The sequence below is a fragment of the Bradyrhizobium sp. ORS 86 genome (assembly GCF_045571475.1).
Classification (GTDB): domain Bacteria; phylum Pseudomonadota; class Alphaproteobacteria; order Rhizobiales; family Xanthobacteraceae; genus Bradyrhizobium.
The window spans coordinates 3,606,587-3,626,688 of record NZ_CP120699.1; the positions used below are offsets into that span (position 1 = coordinate 3,606,587).

18 protein-coding genes are annotated in these 20,102 nt (G+C 65.1%); 7 read left to right on the forward strand and 11 right to left on the reverse strand.

The window, feature by feature from the left end; genetic code table 11:
* Positions 1 to 50: 50 nt before the first annotated feature.
* From P6U25_RS16570 to P6U25_RS16580, 3 genes are all read left to right on the forward strand, one after another.
* Entirely contained in the window at positions 51 to 845 is a 795-nt protein-coding gene (locus tag P6U25_RS16570) for a YdcF family protein (protein ID WP_407152191.1), read from the forward strand.
* Positions 846 to 934: 89 nt separating this feature from the next.
* On the forward strand, positions 935 to 1,720 hold the full coding sequence (locus P6U25_RS16575) for a DUF169 domain-containing protein (RefSeq protein WP_407152192.1): 786 nt from the start codon (positions 935 to 937) through the stop codon (positions 1,718 to 1,720).
* A 67-nt stretch (positions 1,721 to 1,787) separates the two neighbouring features.
* Positions 1,788 to 2,966, forward strand: a complete 1,179-nt coding sequence (locus P6U25_RS16580) for a saccharopine dehydrogenase family protein (RefSeq protein ID WP_407152193.1) — start codon at positions 1,788 to 1,790, stop codon at positions 2,964 to 2,966.
* Positions 2,967 to 3,127: 161 nt separating this feature from the next.
* Here P6U25_RS16580 and P6U25_RS16585 read toward each other — a convergent pair whose 3' ends face one another.
* Positions 3,128 to 4,324 (reverse strand): FAD-dependent oxidoreductase, encoded by a 1,197-nt coding sequence (locus tag P6U25_RS16585; RefSeq protein ID WP_407152194.1) that lies wholly within the window; start codon positions 4,322 to 4,324, stop codon positions 3,128 to 3,130.
* 147 nt (positions 4,325 to 4,471) lie between these two features.
* On the opposite strand from P6U25_RS16585, the gene P6U25_RS16590 reads away from it, so the two are divergent.
* Positions 4,472 to 4,945, forward strand: coding sequence for a MarR family transcriptional regulator (locus tag P6U25_RS16590; RefSeq protein ID WP_407152540.1), 474 nt, complete (start codon positions 4,472 to 4,474; stop codon positions 4,943 to 4,945).
* Here the strand turns inward: P6U25_RS16590 and P6U25_RS16595 are convergent.
* The 4 genes from P6U25_RS16595 to P6U25_RS16610 form a co-directional block, all read right to left on the reverse strand.
* Positions 4,917 to 6,188, reverse strand: a complete 1,272-nt coding sequence (locus P6U25_RS16595; protein WP_407152195.1) for an O-antigen ligase family protein — start codon at positions 6,186 to 6,188, stop codon at positions 4,917 to 4,919. The two genes, P6U25_RS16590 and P6U25_RS16595, sit on opposite strands and share 29 nt — an antisense overlap.
* Before the next feature lie 85 nt (positions 6,189 to 6,273).
* Positions 6,274 to 7,812: an undecaprenyl-phosphate glucose phosphotransferase gene (locus tag P6U25_RS16600; protein WP_407152196.1), complete on the reverse strand. Its 1,539-nt coding sequence runs from the start codon at positions 7,810 to 7,812 to the stop codon at positions 6,274 to 6,276.
* Positions 7,813 to 7,927: 115 nt separating this feature from the next.
* Positions 7,928 to 9,067, reverse strand: coding sequence for a glycosyltransferase family 4 protein (locus P6U25_RS16605; RefSeq protein WP_407152197.1), 1,140 nt, complete (start codon positions 9,065 to 9,067; stop codon positions 7,928 to 7,930).
* A 3-nt stretch (positions 9,068 to 9,070) separates the two neighbouring features.
* A complete protein-coding gene (locus P6U25_RS16610) occupies positions 9,071 to 9,205 on the reverse strand; it encodes a hypothetical protein (RefSeq protein ID WP_407152198.1) in 135 nt (44 codons plus the stop codon).
* Between the two features lie 175 nt (positions 9,206 to 9,380).
* Between P6U25_RS16610 and P6U25_RS16615 the strand changes: the two genes are divergently transcribed.
* Positions 9,381 to 11,744 carry a GumC family protein gene (locus P6U25_RS16615; RefSeq protein WP_407152199.1) on the forward strand — a complete coding sequence of 788 codons (2,364 nt, stop codon included), beginning with the start codon at positions 9,381 to 9,383 and terminating at the stop codon, positions 11,742 to 11,744.
* A 10-nt stretch (positions 11,745 to 11,754) separates the two neighbouring features.
* Here the strand turns inward: P6U25_RS16615 and P6U25_RS16620 are convergent, their stop codons facing one another.
* A complete protein-coding gene (locus tag P6U25_RS16620) occupies positions 11,755 to 12,732 on the reverse strand; it encodes a Bug family tripartite tricarboxylate transporter substrate binding protein (protein WP_407152200.1) in 978 nt (325 codons plus the stop codon).
* A gap of 138 nt (positions 12,733 to 12,870) precedes the next feature.
* On the opposite strand from P6U25_RS16620, the gene P6U25_RS16625 reads away from it, so the two are divergent.
* Positions 12,871 to 13,830, forward strand: a complete 960-nt coding sequence (locus tag P6U25_RS16625; RefSeq protein ID WP_407152201.1) for a LysR family transcriptional regulator — start codon at positions 12,871 to 12,873, stop codon at positions 13,828 to 13,830.
* Positions 13,831 to 13,836: 6 nt separating this feature from the next.
* On the opposite strand, the gene P6U25_RS16630 is transcribed toward P6U25_RS16625, so the two are convergent.
* Complete coding sequence (locus P6U25_RS16630; RefSeq protein WP_407152202.1) at positions 13,837 to 15,030, reverse strand: GNAT family N-acetyltransferase; 1,194 nt, start codon at positions 15,028 to 15,030, stop codon at positions 13,837 to 13,839.
* 239 nt (positions 15,031 to 15,269) lie between these two features.
* A complete protein-coding gene (locus P6U25_RS16635) occupies positions 15,270 to 15,485 on the reverse strand; it encodes a DUF2842 domain-containing protein (RefSeq protein WP_407152203.1) in 216 nt (71 codons plus the stop codon).
* 93 nt (positions 15,486 to 15,578) lie between these two features.
* Between P6U25_RS16635 and P6U25_RS16640 the strand changes: the two genes are divergently transcribed.
* On the forward strand, positions 15,579 to 16,673 hold the full coding sequence (locus P6U25_RS16640; protein ID WP_407152204.1) for a COX15/CtaA family protein: 1,095 nt from the start codon (positions 15,579 to 15,581) through the stop codon (positions 16,671 to 16,673).
* A gap of 4 nt (positions 16,674 to 16,677) precedes the next feature.
* On the opposite strand, the gene nadC is transcribed toward P6U25_RS16640, so the two are convergent.
* From nadC to nadA, 3 genes are read right to left on the reverse strand one after another with little or no spacing between them, the layout of a single operon-like run.
* Positions 16,678 to 17,529 carry a carboxylating nicotinate-nucleotide diphosphorylase gene (gene nadC / locus P6U25_RS16645; protein ID WP_407152205.1) on the reverse strand — a complete coding sequence of 284 codons (852 nt, stop codon included), beginning with the start codon at positions 17,527 to 17,529 and terminating at the stop codon, positions 16,678 to 16,680.
* The gene (locus tag P6U25_RS16650) at positions 17,526 to 19,076 is read right to left on the reverse strand and encodes an L-aspartate oxidase (RefSeq protein WP_407152206.1); all 1,551 of its coding nucleotides are present in this window, start codon (positions 19,074 to 19,076) and stop codon (positions 17,526 to 17,528) included. Before P6U25_RS16650 ends, nadC begins: the two co-directional genes overlap by 4 nt.
* Positions 19,073 to 20,059 carry a quinolinate synthase NadA gene (gene nadA / locus P6U25_RS16655; RefSeq protein ID WP_407152207.1) on the reverse strand — a complete coding sequence of 329 codons (987 nt, stop codon included), beginning with the start codon at positions 20,057 to 20,059 and terminating at the stop codon, positions 19,073 to 19,075. The genes P6U25_RS16650 and nadA overlap by 4 nt, the downstream gene beginning before the upstream one ends.
* Positions 20,060 to 20,102: the final 43 nt, after the last annotated feature.

Below are 20,102 nucleotides of genomic sequence, written 5' to 3' on the forward strand. Positions count from 1 at the left end.
GCAGCGTTGGCAGCGTATGACGCTGTAGCAGAACTTCGCAGAGGCTTCCCTTGTTTTTTGTTCTCTCCAAGACGCTCGGCATCATGCTGCTGCCGATCAACCTCCTGCTCGGCATCGGCCTGATCGGTGTCATCCTGCTGCTGACGCGGTTTGCTGCACTCGGCCGCAGGCTGATGGCGGTATCGCTCGTGCTGCTCGCGATCTGCGCCTTCTCGCCGCTCGGCAACATTCTGCTGTACGGGCTGGAGCAGCGCTTTCCGCCATGGGATGCCTCGCGCGGCGCGCCCGACGGCATCATCGTCCTCGGTGGCTCGATCGACCCCGACGTGTCGGCCGCGTACGGCACGCCGGTCGTGCGCAGCGCTCCCGACCGTATCATCGCCGCCGCAGCACTCGCCCGCAAATATCCGAATGCGCGCCTCGTATTCACCGGCGGCAGCGCCAACCTGATTTCGAACGACGCGCGCGAGGGCGATTATGCCGGTGCGATCTTCGAAAGCCTGGGCGTTGCCAAATCGCGATTGATCATCGAGCGTCAATCGCGCAACACCGTGGAGAACGCCGAGTTCTCGAAGGCGTTGCTCGATCCGAAGCCAAGCGAGCGATGGCTGCTCGTCACATCGGCCTACCACATGCCGCGCTCGATCGGGCTGTTCCGCAGGGCGGGATTCAACGTCGAAGCCTATCCGGTCGATTGGCGCATCGGCAATGTGTTCGGCCTCGCCACTCTCTCGGTCGAAGGCATGTCGCGCACCGATCTCGGCATGCGGGAGTGGATCGGCCTCGTGGCCTATCGCTTGACGGGCAAGATCGACGATTTGCTGCCGGGCCCGGTCGCGCGCTAACGCGCGACGACCTGTCGCCTCCGCCGAGCAATCCGGCTAACATCAAATCAACAGGCGGCGTGAAGCCGCCGATCACGGGAGTTCACGCCATGCAGCAGCAGACACCGCCGGAACAGTTCGACCTCGCGGCCATCGTCGCCGACCTGAACAGCCTGTTGCGGCTGAAGACCACTGTGGTCGGCATCAAGATGTTTGCCCGCGTCGAGGACATGGAGGCGATCCCGAAGATCCGCCGTCCGTCGGCGATCCACACCACCGACCAGATCGTCAGCATGGCGTCGCGGCTCGGCTGGACCGTCGGCATCACGGGCGACGATCTGGTCGGTGCACAGTGCCGCGCGGTGATCGGGCTCGCGCCGCAGGACGAGAAATGGCTCGCGGGCGAGAACTATGTCGGCGTCTGGCACGGCACAGCGGAAGATGCGCGCAAGCGCCAGGAGGCACTCGACGTCGTGCCTTATGGCCGCTACCAGGCGATGGCAGTCAGCCCGCTGACCAGCGGGCGTCTCAATCCGCCCGACATCTGCCTGGTTTACGCGACGCCCGGGCAGATGATCATCCTGATCAATGGCCTGCAATACACCGGCTACAAGAAGTTCGAGTGGGGCGTGGTTGGCGAAACCGCGTGCGCGGATTCGTGGGGGCGGGCGCTGAAGACCGGCGAGCCGAGCCTGTCGCTGCCGTGCTTCGCCGAGCGCCGCTATGGCGGCGTGCCCGATGATGAAATGCTGATGGCGCTGCCGCCGGCCTATCTCGTGAAAGCCATCGCCGGGATGAAGCAGCTCGCCAAGAACGGTCTGCGCTATCCGATCGCGCCCTATGGCATCCAGGCCGACGTGCGCGCCGGCATGGGCGTGTCCTACGGCAAGAAATAGACGGGATTGCTTCGCTGCGCCGGCAGTGACAAAAGGGCGCCAATACGCTGCGCAGGGAACCTAATTCATGTCTTCGTCGAAATTCGACATCGTCGTCTACGGCGCCACCGGCTTCACCGGCCAGCTCGTCGCAGAATATCTCGCCACCCATTACAAGGATGATCGCGAGCTGAAATGGGCGATGGCCGGACGCAGCAACGACAAGCTCGCCTCGGTCCGCGCCGCGATCGGCGCGGCCGTCGATACGCCGCTGATCGTGGCCGATGCCAGCGACGTCGCCTCGCTGAAGGCGATGCTGGCGCAGACCAAATCGGTGATCTCGACCGTCGGCCCGTACCAGCTCTACGGCAACGAGCTGCTCGCGGCCTGCGTCGAGGCCGGCGTCGACTATCTCGACCTTTGCGGCGAGCCGGTCTGGATGCGGCAGATGATCGACAAGCACGAGGCCGCCGCCAAGGCCAGCGGCGCGCGCATCGTGTTCTCCTGCGGTTTCGACTCGGTGCCGTTCGAGCTCGGCACCTTCTTCGTTCAGGAGGAAGCCAGGCGCGTGTTCGGTGCGTCGGCGTCGCGCGTCAAGGGCCGCGTGCGCGACATGCGCGGCACGCTGTCGGGCGGCACCGCGGCGAGCGCCAAGGCAACCTTCGATGCGATCTCCAAGGATCTCAGCCTGGTCGCCATCCTGAACAACCCGTTCGCGCTGACCCCGGGTTTCGAAGGCGCCAAGCAGCCGCGCGGCAACAGGCCGATCTATGAGGAGGACCTGGAGTCCTGGGCGGCGCCGTTCATGATGGCGCTGATCAACACTCGCAACGTCCATCGCTCCAACATGCTGATGGGCTATCCGTACGGAAAGGACTTCGTCTACGACGAGATGGTCCTGACCGGGGAGGGCGAAAAAGGGGAGGCCAACGCCAAGCGCGTGATGGCAGCCAATGCCGAGAAGACCGGACCGAACGCGCCGAAGCCGGGTGAGGGGCCGTCCAAGGAAGAGCGCGAGAACGGGCTCTACGATCTGCTCTATGTCGCCGTCGGGCCCGACGGCCGTCAGGTTCGCGCGGCGGTCAAGGGCGATCGCGATCCCGGTTATGGCTCGACCTCGAAGATGATCTCCGAATGCGCGATCTGCCTGTTGCGCGACGCGCCGGAGGTTCCGGCGGGCTTCTGGACGCCGGGAGCCGCAATGCAGGCCAGGCTGATCAAGCGTCTCGTGGATCACGCCGGGTTGACGTTTGCGGTGGAGAAGTAAGGCACCTTTACCTCGCCCCGCTTGCGGGGAGAGGTCGGATCGCATCGCAAGATGCGATCCGGGTGAGGGGGGCAGGTCCATCCAATCGCGTTGCTCGTGGAGAGAGCCCCTCACCCCAACCCTCTCCCCGCAAGAGCGGGGAGAGGGAGACGATCGAGTAACTACGCCGCGCGCGCGTCGTAGGCGTACATGAAGTCCATCCCTTTCGACGACAACGGCAGCAGCAGCTTGATCATGTGATCGCGGATCCAGGCGCCGGTCGGGCTGAACTCACGCTTGCTGTTGCCGTTGCGGCGCGCGATCGCGACGATCTTCTCGGCGCGCGGCCGCCGCTCGTGCTCGAAATTCTGGAAGGTCATGCCGAGCTCCTGGCGATCCGCCATCAGCCGGCCGAGCACCATCGCGTCTTCCAGCGCCAGCGAAGCGCCCTGGCCGGCGTGCGGGCTGGTGGCGTGCGCGGCATCGCCGATCAGCAGTGTCCGCTTGCGCGACCAGGTCGGCAGCGTTGCGACGTCGAGCGTGTCGGTGACCACGATGTTCTCGGCGGCCTCGATGATCGCGGGGATCGGCGCGTGCCAGCCGGCATGGAAATCGCGCAAATGCTGCTTGATCGCATCCTGGCTCATGGCGCGGTAGGCCGCAGCCGTGATGCCGTGCGATGGTTGCGTGCTCCACCACATCGCCCCGTCATTCGGATCCGGGCTGCAGAGGCCATAGCCGAAGAAGCCGCTTTGTCCGAACGTGGTCTCCACCCGCTGTCCGATCGGGAGGTTTTCGATCAGCGCGCGCGGCACGAAGCCGCCGAAGCCGATCAGGCCGGTGTCGAACGGCGTCGGCCCGTCCGGGATCACATGCCGCCGCACCGCCGAGCGCACGCCATCGGCCCCGATCACGAAATCACCCTCGGCAGTGGTGCCGTCGGCGAAATAGGCGATGACGGGCTGGTCGCCGCGATCCTCGATCTTCACCAGCCGCTTCTCGAAGAACACGGAGACGCTCGCCGACCAGGCTGCGTCGACCAGCGCTTCGTTCAGGGTGGCGCGGCACATGTTCAGGGCCGGCTGACCGAAGCGCCTCGCCATGTCACGGTTGATCGAGCCGAGCTTCTTGCCGGCCTGCGAGTAGAGGTCGAAGGACTCGGCGACCGAACCGCGCTTGATCAGATCGTCGGCCAGACCCAGCTCGGCCAGCACGCGCATCCCATTCGGCGCGATCTGCAGGCCGCCGCCGATCCCGGTGGAGTAGGGCCAGGCCTCGTACAGCTCGACATCGATGCCGGCTCGCTTCAGGAAGAGCGCGGTGACCGGGCCGGCGATACCGCTGCCGATCACGAGGGCCTTGCGGGGACGGTAAGTCATCATGCATTGCTCCATCTGGTCGGGTCGGCTAGGAAAGGTTAGTGGCTAATTCTCTTAGTTACTAAGATATCAATCGACTAAGATGTGAGGTGGCGTTTGTCAAGCACGAAATCGCGCGCTGCTCTGTTGCAGGAGCTCGAGGAGGCGATGCGCCGGTCATCGGCGCAGGGCGTGATGTACGGCCAAGCGGTTGCGAACGTTGCCGGAATTTCCAACTCGGACATGGAATGCATGGACATCCTCCACCTCGAGGGGCGAGTGACGGCGGGCCGTCTCGCAGAAGTGACCGGACTGACCACGGGAGCCATCACCGGCGTGGTGGATCGTCTGGAGAAGGCCGGTTACGTGCGGCGTGAGCGGGACGAAAGCGACAGGCGCAAAGTCTTCATATCGGTGGTGGAGGAGAAGGCGGCCGAGATCGGCAAGTTCTACGTGCCGATGCAGGAGTCGATGAATCGGCTATGGAGCAGTTATACCGACAGCGAGTTGCGGCTGCTGCTGCGCTTCGCCAACGACGGCTACAAGGGGGTGCTCGAAGCGACCGAGGCGCTGAAGAAGGTGATCGATACGCCGCCGGAGAAGCGCGCCAGCCTCAAGATGCCGCCGAAGTCCCAGCGCTGAGCGATGGCGCTGATGTCGCGCGGTAGCTTTCGGCCGCCGCATACATACCCCACATCGCACCCAGCATCATCCAGAAGTGTCGCCAGTGGTCGGTGTCGATGATGAAACTTTCGCCGACGATACCGAGGAACGCGGAGAAGATCGCCAGGTAAGCCCGCTGCCAGGGCACGCGCACGAAGATGTAGCGGAAGCCGGTGATCACGCTGACGAACACCAGTGCCGGATAGCAGACGCCGGAAATCCAGCCCCCCGACATGAAGGCGTTGAGGAAGGAATTGTGGGTGTCTTCGGGGAAATAGGTGTGGAATTGCAGCGGCCCGATTCCGAAGGGGACCTGGAGCGCCATCTGGGCGCCGAGGATATGACGGCCGAACCGGCCGAACCGGCCCTCGTCGTAGCTCTGGTCGAAGCTCGCGCGCTGCTTGAACATGTCGGCGACCGAGCTGAGCGAGAGCAGCACCGCGACCAGCGCGACGGCGAGGACCACGGCGATCAGTGCCATGATGATGATGCGCGAGCGCTGCGCCTGCGAGCGGCTGGTGAATACCATCAGCGCCAGCATGAAGGCCGCGGTGATGATCAGGCCGCCCCATGCGGCGCGGGAGAACGACAGCAGGATCGCGAGCGAGATGACGGCGAAGGCGATGGCGTTGCCGAACGCCTTGCCGAAGCGATCGGAGACGACGCTCTGCAGCGTGAACAGCGCCGGCAGGATCAGGAACGCGCCGAGCACGTTGGGATCCTTGAAGGTGCCGCGGGCACGGTCATACAGCGTCAACAGGTCGTAACCGCCGGGCACCAGGTGGAAGTAGCCTGCAACGCCCGAGATCGATGCGATCATCGCCCCGACGATCAGGCCGCGGCGCAACATGTCGAGGCGCGCTTCCGTGTCCTCAGAAATCACCATCGCAAACAGCATGACGGTAATCGCCATGTACCAGGAAGTGAGGATCCAGTTCATCACCTCCGGCTTGTCGAGAAACGGAATCGCGCCGATGCTGTAGCCGACATTGAGCACGATCAGTGCAAACAATAGCGGCATGAACACCAGCCGCATCCGCAGGCCCGTGGCGAAAAAGAGGACGGACGCGATCAGCGTGACGAATTCGTACGGGCTCGGTTCGAAGAACACGATGGCGACGGACGCGCCGGCGAGCCACACCAGCGCGCGCTGCAGCGCCAGCACGCCTGGCGGCGCCGTGATCGGGAAGTCGGACGTTCCGGCTGTTGCCGCATAGGCCATAACGCACTCACGCAACTCGACATAACGCTTGCTCAGTCACTTCGTCGTTGCGCTCGCAATGACCGGCCGGTCGATTCCGTCAAATTCAATACGCGTTCTCGTTCTTGGTCAGCAGCGAGAACGGCGTCTTGAGGAGAATGTAGAGGTCGAACAACACCGACCAGTTCTCGATGTAGTAGAGATCGAACTCGACACGTTTCTGGATCTTCTCGTCGGTGTCGACCTCGCCGCGCCAGCCGTTGACCTGTGCCCAGCCGGTGATGCCGGGCTTGACGCGGTGACGGGCGAAGTAGCCGTCGACCGCCTCGTCGAACAGGCGGTTCTGCAGCTTGCCTTGCACGGCGTGTGGACGCGGGCCGACCAGCGAGAGGTTGCCTTTGAGCACGACATTGAACAGTTGCGGAAGCTCGTCGAGCGAGGACTTGCGGATGAAGCGGCCGACGCGGGTGACGCGCGGATCGTTCTTGGTCACGACCTTGGAGGCGGTCGGATCCGCCTGGTGATGATAGAGCGAGCGGAATTTGAACACGTCGATCCGTTCATTGTTGAAACCGAACCGCTTCTGGCGGAACAGCACCGGGCCCGGACTGTCGAGCTTCACCGCGAGCGCGACCAGACCCATCACCGGCAGTGCGGCGAGCAGGATGAGGCCGCCGACGACGCGATCGAACAGCCATTTCATCACCAGATCCCAATCGGTGATCGGCGCCTCGAACACATCAAGCGTCGGCACGTTGCCGAGATAGGAGTAGGAGCGGGGACGGAAGCGCAGCTTGTTGGTGTGCGCCGACAGGCGGATGTCGACCGGCAGCACCCACAGCTTCTTGAGCATTTCCAGGATGCGCGTTTCCGCCGAGATCGGCAGCGCGAACAGCACGAGGTCGACGCGGGTGCGGCGGGCGAATTCGACGATGTCGTCGACCTTGCCGAGCTTCGGAGACCCGGCGCAGGTATCCATGGCGCGATCGTCATTGCGGTCGTCGAACACGCCGAGCACGCGAATGTCGGAGTCGTCCTCGGCCTTCAGCGCCTCGACGAGCTGCTCGCCGTTTGTGTCGGCGCCGACGATGACGGTGCGGCGGTCGAGCCGGCCGTCACGCGCCCAGGCGCGCACGATCGCGCGGAGCAGCAGGCGCTCGATGATCAGGACGGCGAGGCCGACCACGAAGAACGATGACAGCCAGACGCGAGACACTTCGCCGCCCAGCTTGGCCAGGAAGGACACACCGATGAACAGCAGGAAGACAAATGTCCACGACGAGATCATTCGCGTCATCTGGCGGAGCTGGCCGCGGAAAGTCTGGACCTGATAGATGTCGGCGGCCTGGAAGCAGATCACGGCTGCCGCCGTCATGCCCAGGATTGCCGTGATGTATTCCCAATGGAAGCCGGACAGCGGCTTCACATAGCCGAGGTACAGGCCGATGCCGACAAGGCTGAGCAGCACGAAATCGACGATGCGCACTGCGCCGGTGATCACGACCGGCGAATAGGCGCCGCGAACTTTCTGGTTGGTGACGGCGAGCGCTGCCGGCGACAACCGCCGGCGTCGCTCGACCTGCGGGTGACCGGCCGTTGCCGACGCGGCGGCGTCCAGCATCGAGCGTGCGTTGATCGGTTCCACGTGTCCACGTCCATTCCCGCGCGTGCAGATAGGCATGCGGGCGCAGGGTGAAATTCCCCCGAGGCGCGACTTAACGGGACAAATCGGAAGAAACGGTTACGGGCGCATGCAATGGTTAATGTTTGGCAAACGCGTCGCGATAGCCGGCCAGCACGCCCTCGACCATGGCGCCCTGCGAGAAGTGATTGGAGATCCGCTCGCGGAGCTTCTCGGCCCGCGCCGCGGTGCCTGCGGGATTGTCGAGCGCGACCTTGATGGCGTCGGCCATCGCGGCGGCATTGCTCGGCGCGAACAAGGCATCGGTGTGGGTGTCGAAGATCTCCGGAATGCCGCCGACATTGGCGGCGATCATCGGAATGCCGGCCGCCGCGGCCTCGATCACCACGTAAGGCATGGAATCGCCGCGCGACGGGACGACCAAGAGGCGGCCCTTGGAAAAGCCGTACCGTGCCTTGACGTGTCCGATGAAACGGACGGCGTCGCCGAGCGCCAGCCGCTTGACCTGAGCCTTGAGCACGTCGAACTCCTCGCCGTCGCCGCCGAGCGTGAGCGTCAATGGTCTGCCTTCCGCGCGCAGCTTGGCCAGCGCGTCGATCAGGAGGTCGGCGCCCTTGATGTGCCTGAACTCGCCGACATAGACGAGATCGGTGGCGTCGTCGGCCCTTGGCACGGGCTCGAATTCCTCAGCGGTGACGCCGTTGAACACGCAGCGCACCAGGCCGCCCGGCTCGCCGACGGTGCGCTGATAGGTGTTGCGGGCAAACGCACTCTCGAACAGGAACAGGTCGGTGCTGTTCATCAGCGTGCGCTCGAGCTGGCTGTAGAATTTGCCCTTCCAGGTGTCGAGCGGGTAGTGCAGCGAACCGCCGTGCGGCGTGTAGACCCGAATGATCTTGTCCGAACGCCGTCGCGAGCGGACATAAGCGCCGGCCTTGGCGCCGTGGCCATGCACCACATCGGGCTTCAGTGTCCGGATCAGGCCGGCGATGCGCGCCCAGACCGCGACGTCGCCGAGGTGCGGCTCGCGGCGGATCGCCACCCGTCGGACGCCGAGCCTCAGGCGAGGAGTAATCTCGGTGAGCGCCGCCTCGGCGCGCGTGCCGCCGGTGAGGCTGTCAGTGATGATGCCGACGTGATGGCCGCGTTCGATCTGGCCGTTGGCGACGTCGAGGATGTGACGGAAGATGCCGCCGACTGGCGCGCGGACGACGTGCAGGATCCGGAGCGGCTGTTCGTGTGTCCGATCTTCCGCCATGGATCAAAACCAGTGCTCGTTGACGAGCACGATGCCACCGGAGCCGATCGACGCACCGACCGCCATGACAAGGGCCATACAGCCCGGCAACGCGAGCGGAGCAATCAGACAAACAATGGGGGCGCGCGGACCGCGCATCGGAGGAATCCCGGAGAGTAAGAGCCACGATTAACCGCGCTCGTGGTTAACAAAGAATGACGGTCCCAAAGGCCGCTCGACCGGGCTCGGCTGGCCCGATTAACCCAGCGGCAACCTTAATGGAGTGTAATCGCCTCGGTTGAGGTGGAGTCGCGGCGTCCGCGGGAGTGGTGTGATGCAGTTTGCGTTCTGGCGTAAAGGCAAGGAAAAGGCCGTCGTGCAACGGGCGTTGCCGAAGTCTGCGCCCGTTGCCGGCGAGCCCGTCGCCGCGAAGTCGGCGTCTAGTGGTTCTGCTCCCGCTGCGCCGGCGGATGCGTCCGCGGCCAGCGATCTCGATCTGCATGCGCTCGGGCGGGCGCTGGCGCGCAGGCGCGGCTGGATCATTGTGCCGACCGTGCTGGTGTTCGCGCTGTCGCTCGCGGCGGTCAACATCGTCACCCCGCGTTACAAGTCGGAGGCGCGCATCCTGATCGACGGCCGCGAGAACGTCTTCATGCGGCCGAACGGCGAGCGCGAGCAGGAGCGCACCGCGCTCGATCCGGAGGCGGTGACGAGCCAGGTGCAGCTATTGCTGTCGCGCGATCTGGCGCGCGACATCATCAAGAAGAACAAGCTCGCGGAGCGTCCGGAATTCGATCCGGTGCTGCGCGGCTTCTCGCCGCTGAAGTCGCTGCTGGCGCTGTTCGGCATCGGCCGCGACCCGTTCTCCCTGACGCCGGAAGAGCGGGTGCTCGATGCCTATTACGAACGCTTCCAGGCCTATGCGGTCGACAAGTCGCGCGTCATGGTGATCGAATTCCAGTCGCAGGATCCGGAGCTTGCCGCCCGCGTCGCGAACTCGATTGCCGACGGCTATCTCGTGCTGCAGCAGGCAGCGCGGCAGGACCAGGCCAGGTCCGCAAGCACATGGCTCTCGGGCGAGATCGACAACCTGCGCAAGAAGGTTGCCGATGCCGACGCGCGTGTCGAAGACTTCCGTTCGAAGTCGGGCCTGTTCGTTGGCACCAACAACACCACGCTGTCCAACCAGCAGATGGGCGAGTTGAATACGCAGCTCAACAATGCCCGTGCGCTGAAGGCCGATGCCGAGACCAAGGCGCGCCTGATCCGCGAGATGCTCCAGAGCGGCAAGCCGATCGAGGCATCGGAAGTGCTCAATTCGGAGACGATCCGCCGGTTGACCGAACAGCGTGCTGCGATCCGCGCGCAACTCGCCGAGCAGTCGTCCACGCTGCTCGACAATCATCCGCGCATCAAGGAATTGAAGGCGCAGCTCACCGATTATGACCGGCAGTTGCGCGACGAGGCGGCCAAGGTGTCGCGTTCGCTGGAGAATGACGCCCGTCTCGCTCGCGGACGCGTCGACGAGCTGCAGGCGAGCCTCGACCAGGTGAAGAAGCAGGCATCGTCGAGCAACACCCAGGATGTCCAGCTCCGCGCGCTCGAGCGCGAGGCCAAGGCGCAGCGCGACCTGCTGGAAACTTACCTCGCCAAATACCGCGAGGCGACCGCCCGCGAGAACATCGACGGTGCGCCGACCGACGGCCGCATCATCTCGCGCGCCTCGGTCTCCAACACGCCGGCCTATCCGAAGAAGCTGCCGATCGTCCTGATCGCGACGCTGGCGACCCTGCTGCTGTCGTCGGGCGTCATCGTCACCGGTGAACTGCTGCGGATCTCCGGGCCGACCTCGGTCGGCCGTGCGTTCGCACCCGTCGTGGCATCGGTCAGGCGCCGCGAGCCGGTCATGGAGCCTGCGGTCGAGAATCGGGTCGAGCCGGAATTGACACGTGAGCCGCAACGGCCGCCGCAGCCTGAGCCGAAGCTCGAATTGCCACGGCAGCCTGAATTGCCGCCGGAGCTTGGGCTGTCGCCCGAGCCCGTGGCCGCGCCGGATCATGCGGTCAGCGAGCCGCCGCCTGCGCATGCTCAGCCGGTCAGCGAACTCGACGAACTTGCCGCGCGTCTGGTCGCAGACGGTGCCGCCGCGCGCAAGGTCACGGTCCTCGGCACGGCCGGTGGCGAGAACGTCACGCTGACGGCGCTGACGCTGGCCCGCCTGATGGCGCGCCAGGCCAAGGTGGTGGTGGTCGATCTGGTTGCCTCCTCGCCGACGATGACGGCGGCTTCAGTCGATCCAGGCGCTCCTGGTCTTGCCGAACTGATGCAGGGCGAGGCGACGTTTGCGCAGATCATCACCAAGGATCGCCAATCGCGCGTGCAACTCGTCAGCGCCGGACGTCCCGGGTTCGACCGCGCGATACTGCAATCGCCGCGGCTGTCGCTCGCGATCGACGCCTTGGTCAGGGTCTACGACCACGTGCTGCTCGATGCCGGATCGGCCGTCGATCTGCCGGCCGAGTTGCTGACTGCGCGCGCGCAGGCCGTCGTGGTGCCTGATGCGGGAATGGCGCAGGATGCGCGCAAGCTGATGGTCGATCAGCTCACGGCGGTCGGCTTCTCGGACGTGACGATGCTGAGCAAGCCCGCCGCGCCATCGGACATCGCTCGGCCCAGTCCGCGGGTGGTGGCGGCCTGAACCGCCATCGTCAGCCCGTCGGCGTAAAGCCGGTCGCCTGGACGATCCCTTTCCAGCGTACGGATTCTGACGCAAGCAGCCGCGCGAAGTCGTTCATGGCAATCGCGTCGACGTCGACCGATAACTTGGCCATGCCAGATCTGACTTCCTCGGTGCGGAGTGACGCCTGTATCGCGCTGTTGAGCTGCTCGACGATTGCCGGCGGCGTCTTCGCCGGCAGGAAGATGCCGAACCAGGTCAGGTCCTGAAGCGCAGGATAACCGGCTTGTGCCACCGTCGGGACGTCCGGGAGCGTGCCAAGGCGGTTCGGACCGGTCGTCGCCAAGGCGCGAAGCTGGCCGGCCTGGACCTGGCCCAGCAGGCTGTCGACCGGCATCACCGCCGAGGCGATTTCCCCCTTCAGGAGATCCTGGACCGCCCCTCTGCCCTGGTAGGGCACGTGGACATAGTCGAAGCCCGCAGTGCGTCCGAGCATCGCGCCAATGAAATGCAGCGTGGTGCCGACGCCCGGCGTACCGTAAGTCGCCTGCGTCGGGTTGGCTCGGCACCAGGCGACGAAGTCGGCGATGCTGCCGACGTCCTGCGGTACCTTCGGACCGATAGCCAGCAACGTCGCGAACGAGCCGACGGTCGATACCGGCGTGAAGTCCTCTGGCACGTATGCGAGTGTCTTATAGATGTGCGGAAACAGCGCGATGAACCCGAGCGGCGCGAGCAGCATGACCGATCCGTCGGCCTCGGCGCTTTTCACCGCTTCGATCGCGATCCGGCCGCTGGCACCCGGCCGCGTCTCAATGACGATGGATTCGGCATAATCCTTCATCCGACCCGCAACCAGCCTGGCGACGGCGTCCGGCAGTCCGGGAGTGTAGCCGGTCAGGACATGGGCGGTCTTGAGGCGAAGCTGCGCGGCGACCGGAGGCACCAAGCCCGCGACGGATAGCGCTACACCGGTTGTTGAAGTCAGGACACTGCGACGGGTCAACATGAGCGCCTCCATGCTCTCCGGGCCGCGCCATGCGGGCGCGACGATCTGCGTCACCGCAGGCGGAGGATGCGTGAGGCGGTCATAGACGTCCAATGCTAGTCTTTGGGGCATCCATAACCATTTTGGTAGGGATCTCAGATGCGGGATATCGAGCGTGCCCGGCGCCGGATCAAGCTGCGCGATCTGCATATCCTGATGGCCGTCGCCCAGCGCGGCAGCATGGCGAAAGCCGCAGCCGAACTGGCAATGTCGCAGCCGGCCGTGTCGCGGGCAATCTCCGACATGGAGCATGTGCTTGGACTTCGACTGTTCGACCGCGGCCGCAACGGTATCGTCCCCACGGCCTACGGCCAGGCGCTGGTCAGGCGCGGCGTGACCATCTTCGACGAATTGACACAAGGGCTGCAGGAACTCGAATTTCTCGCTGATCCGACGACCGGACATCTGCGCATCGGCAGCTCGGAGAGCATTGCAGCGGGCCTGCTGCCGGTGGTGATCGACCGGTTCGCGCGGCGGCATCCCGGCATCCGCTTGAATGTCGCCCAGACCGTGCTCGGCACCACGCATTACCGTGAGCTGCGCGAGCGAAATATCGACCTGTTGCTCGGGTGGATTCCGACGCCTTTCGCGGAGGACGATCTGACGGTCGAGCCGCTGTTGAGCGATCCGCGAGTCGTGGTCGTGGGGTGCAAAAGCAAATGGGCGCGAGCGTCGCAAGTCGATCTTGACGATCTCGTCGATGAGCCATGGGTGCTGCCGCCGCCCGAGACGTTTCCGGGCTCCGCGGTCGCAGACCTGTTTTGTGAAAGCGGAGTGCGCATGCCGCGTGCGCCGGTCTCGACGCTATCGCTTCACTTGTGCTGCAGACTGGCAGCGACCGGTCATTTCGTCGCCCTGCTACCGAGCTCGGTTGTCTGGTTCGGTGGCCGCGATCTGGCGCTCAAGATGCTTCCCGTCAAGCTGCCCCGAATATCAGCCGTCTCGGCAGCGATCGTGACGTTGAAGGATCGCACGCTGAGCCCGGCCGCCGAGATATTCATCGATTGCGTTCGCGGTGTAGCTAGATCGGTGGCAGGCGAGCCGTGCGGCCAGAAGTGATGCCGCTCAGCGGAACATGCTGCGCAGGTTCTGCGCGATTTCGAACAACGCCGCGTTGTGCTTCACCGTACGCTTGGCGCGATTGAGGCCTGACAGGGCGGTCGCCGCCAGCCGTCCGCGCAGGCTGAGCGGAATGAAGCTGTCGAAGATCGCTTCGTCGTCCTTGCAGAACAGCCGCTTGTACTCGTCCGACCCGATGCCGAGATCAAGGGCGCGGTAATTCTCCGCGGCATGGCGGTCGATGATGTCTCGCATCAGGATCAGGCCGGGACTGTACTTGGCGTTGCCCGACGTCGTGTAGGTGTTGAACATCATCGAGAAGCGATGGCCGTCGGCAACGCCGGCAAAGATCGCGATGATCTCCTCGTCGCATTCCAGCGCATGGATGTCGATGGCGTAGCGCGAGCCGTCGGCGAGCGGCGTCAGGCAGGCCGTGCGGATGAACTGCTCGACCCCGGGCTCGGCGAACACGTTCGGCAGCTTTTGTTCGGCCATGCGCTGCGGCTTGAGGCGGAAGAACCAGTCGAGCAGGCGGCTGATGTCGGCGCTTTCGGTGGCCACGTAATAGCGGAAACCGGGCAGCAGCTTCAGCTTGCGCTCCTTGCCCTTCAGCCGGCGGCGGAACGAATTGGAGATCAGGTCCACGGGGGCTGCGCCCGGCTCGATCACGAGCAGCGGACAGTCATTGGCCGCGGGTTGGCGCGGCAGCAGGGCGAGCGGGTTCGGCAGGTCCTGCCAGCGCAGCGGCTGCTGATGCAGCACCAGTGCGTCGACGCGGGACCGATCCTTGATGGAGCCGATCAGCGCGGCAAGGTCGGCTTCGGTCGCGTTGGCGGCGAAATCCCGCTCGCACAGCGCCATGTTGAAGGTCGAATGCTTGCCGCCCATGAAGCTCGCGCACCGCGCCCCCCATCGGGATTCGATCGCGAGCGGCAGCAACAGCAACGGCCGGCGTTCGGTGTCGTGAGCGACGACGATGAAGGGGCGCAGGCCCTCGCGCTCGCCGACCTGCCGCTGCCAGGCGGCGAGGAAGTCGAAACGCTGATAGGGGGTGAAGGATTGCTGCGGTGTCTCGAAGCCGCGCCAGATCGCTTCGGTGGTGGCGAGATCGTGGAAAATGTCGACGCCGGCGATGCGGCTTGCGTTCGACCACGTCCGCGTATCAGCCGTCCGGCGCTGGATTGCCGCCGCCATGGTCATCTCGAAGCCTGCTTGTTCTAAGGTATTAATTTACAGTTCTCGGCGGGGCCGACCTTCGCAGGGAAAGGTCAACAAAGAGTAAGAGCATGCGCCGGAGAGGTCGGGGCGGAATGCGCGGGACTGATTTGACAGGATACGCGGCGGTCTAGCCGCGCAGCGACTTGAGATATCTCGCAGAGCCTGAGCGACGTCACGGTCAGGTCAGCCGTGTCCTGCCAGGGGAAGGAGGATCGCTGCAATCAGCTCTGCGCGCGGTCGGGCCGCGACATCCAGGCAACGATCGGCATCGCCGGCAACACCCAGCCGAGCCCCGCAACCACGTAGAAGATCGCTTGCAGCAGCCCCGAATTGGCAAGCCACGGCGTCTGGGCGACCGTCATGCCGAGCAGCGACCAGACCACGACCAGGATCAGCAGGGCGATGGTTCCGAGCAGTTTGCGGGTACGTATGGCCATGGCGGATATGTGCAACTCGTGATCTCGGCGGCGCTTGCACCGCAGGCGCGGCGGACTATAAGGGGCGCGAAAATCCAATCAAGTCAGGGCGAAATGGCCGCTATTTCCGCAAACAAGGCGCAGCTTCGGGCCGTCAGGGTGTGGCTGGTGGCGGTCGCGGCGCTGATCGCGCTGATGGTGCTGGTCGGCGGTGCTACCCGGCTGACCGAGTCCGGCCTGTCGATTGTGGAATGGAAGCCGGTCACCGGCGCGCTGCCGCCGCTGACCGAGGCGCAGTGGACCCAGGCCTTCGAGGGCTACAAGACCATTCCGCAATATCGCGAGCTCAACGCCGGGATGACGCTCGATGAGTTCAAGACGATCTTCTGGTGGGAGTGGAGCCACCGGCTGCTCGGCCGCGTGATCGGCGCCGCCTATCTGCTGCCATTCCTGTATTTCCTCTGGCGCGGCGCGGTGAGTGGCGAACTGGGGCGGCGGCTGTGGCTGATCTTCGGTCTCGGCGGGCTACAGGGCGCGGTCGGCTGGTGGATGGTGGCCTCCGGCCTGTCGCAGCGGATCGAGGTGTCGCAGTATCGGCTGGCGACGCACCTGGTGCTGGCGCTCCTGATCTTTGCCGCGATCGTCTGGACGTTGCGGCGATTGACGGATCGTCCCCCCGTGACCGCAGCCGTCAGGTTGAAGATCACGAGTGCGGTGCTGCTCGTGCTGACGTTCGTGCAGCTCTATTTCGGCGCGCTGGTCGCCGGCTTGCGCGCGGGCAGGGTCTATAACACCTGGCCCGATATCGATGGCGGCTTCATCCCGTCGGCTGATCGGCTGTGGTTCGAGACGCCGTGGTGGCGCAATTTGTTCGACAACACGCTGACGGTGCAATTCGAGCATCGCATGACCGCCTATCTGTTGTTCGCGCTGGCGATTGCCCACGCGATCGATGCCGTGCGTTCGCGTGCCGGACGTCCGGTGATCGTGGGCGCCTGGTGGCTCGTCGCAGCCATCACGGTACAGGCCACGCTCGGCATCCTGACGCTGCTGCATCAGGTGCCGATCGATCTGGCGCTGACGCACCAGGCGGTGGCGATCGTGGTGCTGACGCTCGCCGTCCTGCAAGCCGAGCGGCTCGCCGCGCGCCGGACCGAGCGGGATCAACCGAAGCTCGTTCCCGCCGGCCACGTCGGTCAGGCCGGCTAATCCGTCAGGACAAATAGTCCAGCCCGATATCGAGTGCGGGCGCGCTGTGCGTCACCCAGCCAACCGAAATCAGGTCGACGCCGGTTGCGGCGATATCAGGTGCGGTCGCCGCGGTGATGCGGCCGGAGGCTTCGGTGATCGCTTTGCCCCGCGCCATTTTCACCGCCTGGCGGAGCTGATCAACCGTCATGTTGTCGAGCAGCACGGCATCGACACCGAGCGCCAGCGCCTCGTCGAGCTGCGACAGCGTATCGACCTCGACCTCGATCTTGACGAGATGGCCGACATTCGCCTTCGCCCGCTCGATCGCGGGACGGATGCCGCCGGCGAGCGCGATGTGATTATCCTTGATCAACACTGCATCATCGAGCCCGAAGCGATGGTTGCGGCCGCCGCCGGCGCGGACCGCGTATTTCTCCAGCGTGCGGAGGCCCGGCGTGGTCTTGCGGATGCAGACGATCTGCGCCCGCGTGCCCTTGATAGCCTTGACGAGGGTCGCGGTTGCGCTTGCAACGCCGCTCAGATGGCAGAGAAAATTGAGCGCGGTCCGCTCCGCGGTCAACAGGCTGCGTGCCGGACCGTCGATGATCGCGATCACCTGGCCGGGCTCGATCGCGCTGCCGTCCGGGCACTCGGCGCGTAGCTCCGTCGCGGGCGATACCGCCTGGAAGGTGCAGCGGGCGACGTCGAGCCCGGCAACAACGCCGGGCTGCCGCGCGCGCATCACCAGTCGGGCTTGCTGGCCACTCGGCACGATCGCATTGGTAGTGATGTCGCCGGCGCGCCCGAGGTCTTCCAGCAGGGCGGTCCGCACGATCGGCTCGTACATCAGCGGCAAGAGGGGATCGAGGGTCATGATTGGGCACTCCTGACAGTTGCGATGGATTCGACGATCTCGCGCGCGGCGATGAGGGCTTCGGCGCAAGTAAGGGATGACGGTACGGCAGAGGCTGCGCTGTCGGGAAAATCGCTGCGGAAATGGCCGCCACGACTTTCCTCGCGTTTGACGGCGGCGACGGCGATCATCAGTCCGACCAGGGCCGTATCGGATGCCGCACCCTGGCTGCGCGCCAGCGGATAGAGGCTGTGGATCGCGCGTTCGATGCCGCCGCGGTCGCGTAACACGCCGAGCCCTTGCGTCAGGATCGAACGCACGGCCGAAGGATCGGCGGGCGGCGGAACTGCTTCGGCGCGCAGCATGGCCGGCGGACTTGCACTCACGCCATCGATGCTCTCGGCGACCCATCGTGCACAGACGATCGCCTCCATCAGCGAGTTGCTCGCAAGCCGGTTTGCGCCGTGCAATCCGGTGCGGGCTGCCTCGCCGCAGGCCCAAAGGCCTCGCACCGTGCTGCGTCCTTCGCGATCAACAGCGATGCCGCCCATGTGATAGTGAACCGCCGGACGGATCGGAATCGGATCCTTGGCGGGATCGATGCCGGCCATCTTGCAGAACGCACTGATCACCGGATAGCGCCGCGCGAAGTCAGAACCTGGGTTTGTGCGCGCGTCGAGGAACGTGCGATGTCCGCCCGCGCGGTGGCGCCACACCGCGCGCGCGACGATATCGCGGGGGGCGAGTTCGGCGCCAGGTTGATCCGCCATGAAGCGCTGTCCGGTCTCGTCGATCAGCACCGCGCCGTCGCCGCGGATCGCTTCGGTCAACAGCGGCATCGGACGCGACGGTCCATCGAACGCGGTCGGATGAAACTGAACGAATTCGAGATCGGCGAGTCTCGCGCCGGCGTGTGCGGCGAGGGCAAGCCCCTGGCCGAAACATCCACTCGGATTGGTACTGTCGGCGAACAGCCCGCCGATGCCACCGGTCGCGATCACGACGCGGTTGGTGGAGAGGATGAACCAGCCGCCGTCGTTCGACGCGAGCACGCCCCTGACCGCATTGTCCTCGACCAGGAGACGGCGCGCCTCCACGCCTTCCAGCAGCGTGATCGACGGCGTGCGCCGGACCGTCGCGATCAGGGCGCGCATGATCTCGCGCCCGGTGCCGTCGCCGGTGGCATGCACGATGCGGTTGCGGCCATGCGCCGCTTCCAGTCCGAGCCGCCAGCCTCCGTCGGGCCGACGATCAAACGCGACGCCGAGCCCTGCGAGCCGCTCCACGGCTGCCGGTGCGGCATCGACGATCCGCGCCGCCGCGGCTTCGTCGCACAGTCCGGCGCCGGCCGCGATCGTGTCCGCGAGATGCAGGGCAGGGGTGTCATCCGTGCCGACAGCCGCGGCAAATCCGCCTTGCGCCCACATGCTAGAGGCTTCGGCACCGAGCGGCGATTTCGATAGCAGCACGACCGGCTCGGGCGCGAGCTCAAGTGCGGTCATCAGCCCTGCCGCGCCGCCACCGATGATGACGGGGCGGCCGGTCAGATCGGAGATAGCAGTACTCATAGCGCCAACATCCTTTCGACGCTCAGCCGCGCGCGGTCGGCGATTTCGGGGTCGATGGTCACCTCGTGCTGATTTGTTTCCAGTGCGTGGCGGATGTTCTTCAGCGTGATCCGCTTCATGTGCGGGCAGAGATTGCAGGGGCGGACGAATTCGACATCCGGATGCTGGGCTGCGATGTTGTCGCTCATCGAGCATTCCGTGAGCAGCACGACGCGCGGCGGGCGTTTGGTTTCGACATACGATGACATTGCCGCCGTCGAGCCGGAATAGTCGGCTGCGGCGACGACCTCGGGCGGGCATTCCGGATGTGCCAGGATGGTGACGTCGGGATGATTGTCGCGCAGTTGCTGCACGTCGTCGGCGGTGAAGAGCTCATGCACCTCGCAATGGCCCTTCCAGGCGATGATCTTCTTGCTGGTCTGTTTGGCGATGTTCTGCGCCAGATACTCATCGGGCAGCATGATGACGCGCTCAGTGCCAAGCGATTCCACGACCTTCAGCGCATTGCCCGAGGTACAGCAGATATCGGACTCCGCCTTCACCGCGGTCGATGTGTTGACATAAGCGACGACCGGCGCGTCCGGATAACGCGCACGCATCAGCCGCACGTCCTGCGCCGTGATGGAGTCCGCGAGCGAGCAGCCGGCCGCGAGATCGGGGATCAGCACGGTCTTTTCCGGATTCAGGAGCTTTGCCGTCTCGGCCATGAAGTGCACGCCGGCGAGCACGATGATGTCGGCATCCACCTTGGTGGCTTCGCGCGCCAGCAGGAGGCTGTCGCCGACGATATCGGCGACGCCGTGGAAGATCTCGGGCGTCTGGTAATTGTGCGCCAGCACCACCGCATTACGGCGTCGCTTCAGCTCGAGGATCGCGTCGACATCCTCGGCGAAGGTGGCCCATTCGAAGGGCGGGATCACGCGTTTGACGCGTTCATAAAGCGGGGCGGTGCGGTCGAGGAGTTCGGTGTCGAGTGTCGCCATTTATACTCTCCATGAGCATAAGATGGCTTATACTTATCCTGAG